We start from the raw sequence: 4777 nt of genomic DNA on the forward strand, positions 1-4777 counted from the left end.
GATCAAGGGCACCAGCTGGGTGTCGTAGAGATCGGGAATCGAGCCGGCGAACACCGTGTCGGAACCAGGTCGGTCCATGGGCTTCTCCTTGCGCTGCCAACGATCAATGCGCTGCACCCTCCACCGGCAGGGCTTCGGCGTGCCAGCGCAGCATGCCACCCGCCAGGTTGGCCAGCTCATTGAAACCCGCTTTCTGCAGCAACACCAGCGCCTGCGCCGAGCGCGTGCCCGAGCGGCACACCGCCACCACCGGGCGATCGCGCGCGATCTCGCCGCTGCGCGCCACCAGCTCGGGCAAGGGCATGAGCCGCGCACCGCGGATGTGGCCGAAGCCATCGCCGAACTCCGCCGGCTCGCGCACGTCGATCACCTGCACGTCTCCGGCCGCCAGGCGCTCGGCCAGCGCCGTCGGCTGGATCTCCCACACACCGCCGAAGCTGAAGCTGAGCGGCGCCCAGGTCGGCTCCTGCGGCAGCGCGGCCTCGCTCTCGGGCCGCCCGCAGCGCAGGTTGGCCGGCACCGCGATCTGCATCAGCTTCGGGTGCGGCAGGCCCAGGTTCGTCATGTAGCCCTCGAAGTCCGCCAGGCTCGCGTCGCCGCCCAGGCGCGGGTTGTAGCGGCGCTCCTCGGCGACGCTGGTCACGGTGAGGCCGCGGTAGTCATGTGCCGGGTACAGCAGGCACTCCGGCGGCAGCGACAGGATCTGCTGCTGCACCGAGCGGTACAGCTGCCCCGCGCTCCCCTGCTGGAAATCAGTGCGGCCGCAGCCGCGGATCAGCAGCGCATCGCCGGTGAAGGCCATGCGTTCGTCGTCCAGCACATAGGTGAGGCAGCCGTCGGTGTGGCCGGGCGTGGCGCGCACCTGCAGGTGGCGCATGCCGAAGGCCACGCGGTCGCCATGCGCCAGCAACCGGTCGGCCTCGCGCACGCCGGCTGCCTGCGACAGCAGGATGCGGCTGCCCAGACGCTGTTTCAGCAGCCACGCGCCGGTGACGTGGTCGGCATGCACATGGGTGTCGAGCGTCGCGACCAGCCGCAGGCCCAGTTCGCGCAGCAGGGCGGCGTCGCGGCGCACATGCTCGTAGACCGGGTCGATCAGCACCGCCTCGCCCGCCACCGCATCGCCGAGCAGGTAGGTGTAGGTGGACGACGGCGCGTCGAAGAGTTGGCGAAAGACCAGCATGGCGCGTCCTCTCAGCGGGAGGCAAGCCAGCGGTCGTGGATCGCCATGCCGGCCAGCATCGCCGCGACGAAGACCGCCGCCGGCCACCACCCACGCGCCAGCGCCACCAGCGCCGGCCCCGGGCAGAAGCCGCCGAGGCCCCAGCCGATGCCGAACAGCACGCCGCCGCCGATCAGCCGTGCGTCGATGCGGGTGCTGACCGGGATGTCCATCGCCGCGCCGGACCAGGCCGTGCGGCGGCGCCGTGCGATCGCGAAGGCCGGCAGCCCGACCGCGATCGCGCCGGCCATCACCAGCGCGAGGCTCGGGTTCCACGCACCGGCCAGGTCGAGAAAGCCCTTGACCTTGGCCGGATCGGTCATGCCGCCGGCGATCAGCCCGAGGCCGAAGACCAGGCCACTCAGCAGCGCGATGAAGGATCCCATCGGCGCCGCCTTCAGAAGAGGTGCCGCAGCACGAACACGGTGGCGAAGCCGGCACCCATGAAGGCCAGCACGTTGACCAGCGAGCGCAGCGACAGGCGACTCAACCCGCACACGCCATGCCCGCTGGTGCAGCCGTTGCCCAGGCGCACGCCGATGCCCACCAGCAGGCCGGCCGCGATCAACGCGCCGGGCCCGACATCGACCGAGACAGCGGGCCACGGCGCCCACAGCCGCCAGGCCCAGGGCGCGAGCAGCAGGCCGCCGATGAAGGCGAGCGAGCCGCGATGCGCCTTCAGCGGCGCACGCGCCAGCAGCGCCCGCCACGGCGCCCCGACGATGCCGGCAATGCCGGCGATGCGGCCGTTGCCGAGCAGGTAAAGGGCGGTCGCCAGCCCGATGCCCAGGCCGCCGGCCAGCGAGGCCCACGGGGTGAAGCTGTTCCAGTCGATGTTCATGCGAGAACGCGATGCCGCACCCGGCTCACAGCTCGCGCAACGCCGTCGTCACCGGCAGCCGCGCCGCGCGCACCGCCGGGAACAGCCCGCCGATGAAGCCGATGGCCAGCGCCCACTTGAGCCCCGTCCACAGCAGCTCCGGCGACACCCGCAGCGCAAAGCTCAGCTTGCCGACCGAGCCGGCGGCCATCGTCGACGCCCCATAGCCGTCGAAGATCAGCCACGCCAGCAGCCCGCCGAGCACGCCGCCCATCAGCGCGAGCAGCATCGTCTCCAGCATCACCGCCACCACCACCGGCACGCCGGAGAAGCCGATCGCGCGCAGTGTCGCGATCTCGCGCGCCCGTGCCGCCACCGCGGCGAACATCGTGTTCAGCGCGCCGAACATCGCACCGATCGCCATGATCGTGCCCACCGTGATGCCGATGATGCGCAGCACCTTGGTCACGCCTTCGGACTGCTTGCTGAAGTAGTCGAGCGTCGTCGTCACGTCGACCTGCAGCTGCGGGTTCGATTCGAGCGCCGCCTTCAGCGTCTTGAAGGCCTGCGGATCGGCCAGCCGCGCCGTCACCGAGGTGCGGCTGGCGGCGCGGCGGTAGGTGTCGGCGACCACGTTGCCGTCGGCCCAGATCTCGGATTCGAGCGCATCGCCGGTCGCGAACACGCCGGCCACCGTCCAGGTCTGCGCGCCCAGCCGCACCGTGCTGCCCGGCACCAGCCCGGCGAACTGGCGCGCCGCGCCCTGCCCCACCACCAGCTCGCGCAAACCTGGCCCGAAGGCCTTGCCGGCGACGATCTTCGCCTGCGGCCGCACCGCCCAGGCCCGCTCGCCGACGCCGCGCAGCTGCACGCTGCCCGTTTCATCGGGCGCGCCGCCCTTCACCGGCAGGTTGGCCGCCACGACCAGCTCTTCGGAGGCCAGCGGCTCGCCCTTGTCGTTGCGCGCGATGCCGTCGGCCTGCTGGATCAGCGCGATGCTGTCGCGCGTCAGCACCGACGACACCTCCGAGGCCGAGCCGCCGCGCATCACGATCACGCTGTCGGTGCCGCCGGTGCGGCGCAGCGTCTCGGCATAGCCCTCGGCCATCGACAGCAGCGAGACCAGCACGCCGACCACGCCGGCGATGCCGACCACGATCACGCCCGAGGCGCCCAGCCGCTGCGTCAGCGTGCTGATGCCGACATTGGCCACCGACAGCGTCTGCCGGCCGCGCCGCGTCAGCAGCAGCCAGCCGGCCAGCAGCACCGCCAGCGCCAGCGCGCCCGGCCACGGCAGCATCACCCACGCCGCCAGCACCGCCGCCAGAAGAACCACCAAGCCCACATTGATCAACCAGTTCACGCGCATCTCCCGTTCAGCGGCCCGCGAGGGCATCGACGATGTTCAGGCGCATCGCGTTCCAGGCCGGCAGCGCGCCGACGACGATGCCGATGCCGGCCATCAGCGCGAGGCCGAGCACCCAGCTGCTCGCGCCGACCGACGGCAGGTTCAGCATGCCGCCGCTGCCGGCGCTGACCGCCGGGATGACCAGCGTCGCGATGCCCAGCCCGATCAGCCCGCCCAGCACCAGCAGCAGCACCGATTCGGCGAGCACCATCGCGAGCACGCTGCGGCCGGAGAAGCCGATCGTCTTCAGCACCGCGATCTCGCTGGTGCGCTCGCGCACCGCCTGCATCATCGTGTTGCCCGACAGCAGCAGCAGCGTGAAGAACACCGCGCCCATGATCGAGCTGACGATCAGCCCGATGTCGGCCAGCTGCTTCATCCACGACGCGGTGGCCGCCTGCTCGGTCTGCGTGCGCGTCTCGTGGTCGGAGTTGGCCGACAGCGCGTCGATCGCCTTCGCGACGCGGTCGGCCTGGTTCACGTCGGTCACGCGCGTCACGTACCAGCCGGCCGCGCCCTGGTTGTAAGGCGTGGTCTCGTCGAAGTACTTCCAGTTCAGCAGGAACATCTGGTCGAAGAAGCCGCCGGTCTTCTTGTCGGTGGCATGCAGGATGCCGACGATGTCGAACTGCCAGTTCTTGCTGCCCGAGCGGTCGGGGAAGATGTTCGACTGCAGCGGCACCCGGTCGCCGACCTTCCAGCCGAAGCGCTGCGCGAGCTTCTCGCCGACCAACGCACCGGTGCGCGTGCTGTTGAAAGCCTTGCGTTCGGCTTCGGTCACCGCGACTTCGGGGAACAGGTCGAGGTAGTTGGGCGCCACCGCGAAGCTGAACACCTGGTTGTGCGGGTCTTGATAGGCGCCGCCGAACCAGTTGGCGTAGGCCACCGCCTTCACGCCGTCGACGCGCTCGATCTGCTGCGTGAGCGACAGCGGCAGCGTCTGGATGAACGACAGCTTCGAGCCAGTCTGCAGCCGCGCCGCGCCGTTGGCGCTCTGCCCGGCCTGCGAGAACGAGGTGCGCACGGCATCGAGCAGCCCGAACAGCAGGAAGGCCGCGATGATCGAGACCAGCGTCAGCACCGTGCGCGTCTTGCGCCGGAACAGCGAGGCCCAGACGAGGTGGAGGTACTTCATACGGCCAGCTCGGGCTGCCCGACCAGGCTGCCCTTGTCCAGGTGGTGCGTGCGGTGCGCGTACTCGGCGGCCTTCGGGTCGTGGGTCACCATCACGATGGTCTTGCCGTGGTCGCGGTTCAGCACGCGCAGCAGGCCCAGCACGTCCTCGGCCGACTGGCGGTCGAGGTCGCCGGTGGGTTCGTCGCACACC

5 protein-coding genes and 1 pseudogene are annotated in these 4777 nt (G+C 70.8%); all 6 read right to left on the bottom strand.

The window, feature by feature from the left end; all coding sequences use genetic code 11:
• Positions 1–103: 103 nt before the first annotated feature.
• Positions 104–1180, bottom strand: coding sequence for an MBL fold metallo-hydrolase (locus AC1D01_RS21190; RefSeq protein WP_477869777.1), 1077 nt, complete (start codon positions 1178–1180; stop codon positions 104–106).
• Positions 1181–1194: 14 nt separating this feature from the next.
• On the bottom strand, positions 1195–1608 hold the full coding sequence (locus AC1D01_RS21195) for a DUF6691 family protein (protein ID WP_477869769.1): 414 nt from the start codon (positions 1606–1608) through the stop codon (positions 1195–1197).
• 11 nt (positions 1609–1619) lie between these two features.
• The gene (locus AC1D01_RS21200) at positions 1620–2063 is read right to left on the bottom strand and encodes a YeeE/YedE family protein (protein ID WP_477869771.1); all 444 of its coding nucleotides are present in this window, start codon (positions 2061–2063) and stop codon (positions 1620–1622) included.
• A 25-nt stretch (positions 2064–2088) separates the two neighbouring features.
• Positions 2089–3405, bottom strand: coding sequence for an ABC transporter permease (locus AC1D01_RS21205; protein ID WP_477869773.1), 1317 nt, complete (start codon positions 3403–3405; stop codon positions 2089–2091).
• Between the two features lie 13 nt (positions 3406–3418).
• The gene (locus AC1D01_RS21210) at positions 3419–4585 is read right to left on the bottom strand and encodes an ABC transporter permease (RefSeq protein WP_477869775.1); all 1167 of its coding nucleotides are present in this window, start codon (positions 4583–4585) and stop codon (positions 3419–3421) included.
• Positions 4582–4777 (bottom strand): annotated as a pseudogene (locus AC1D01_RS21215) (ABC transporter ATP-binding protein); the annotation flags it as partial. The gene AC1D01_RS21210 and the pseudogene AC1D01_RS21215, both read right to left, overlap by 4 nt.

The sequence above is a fragment of the Rhizobacter sp. P3_B12 genome, assembly GCF_056402895.1.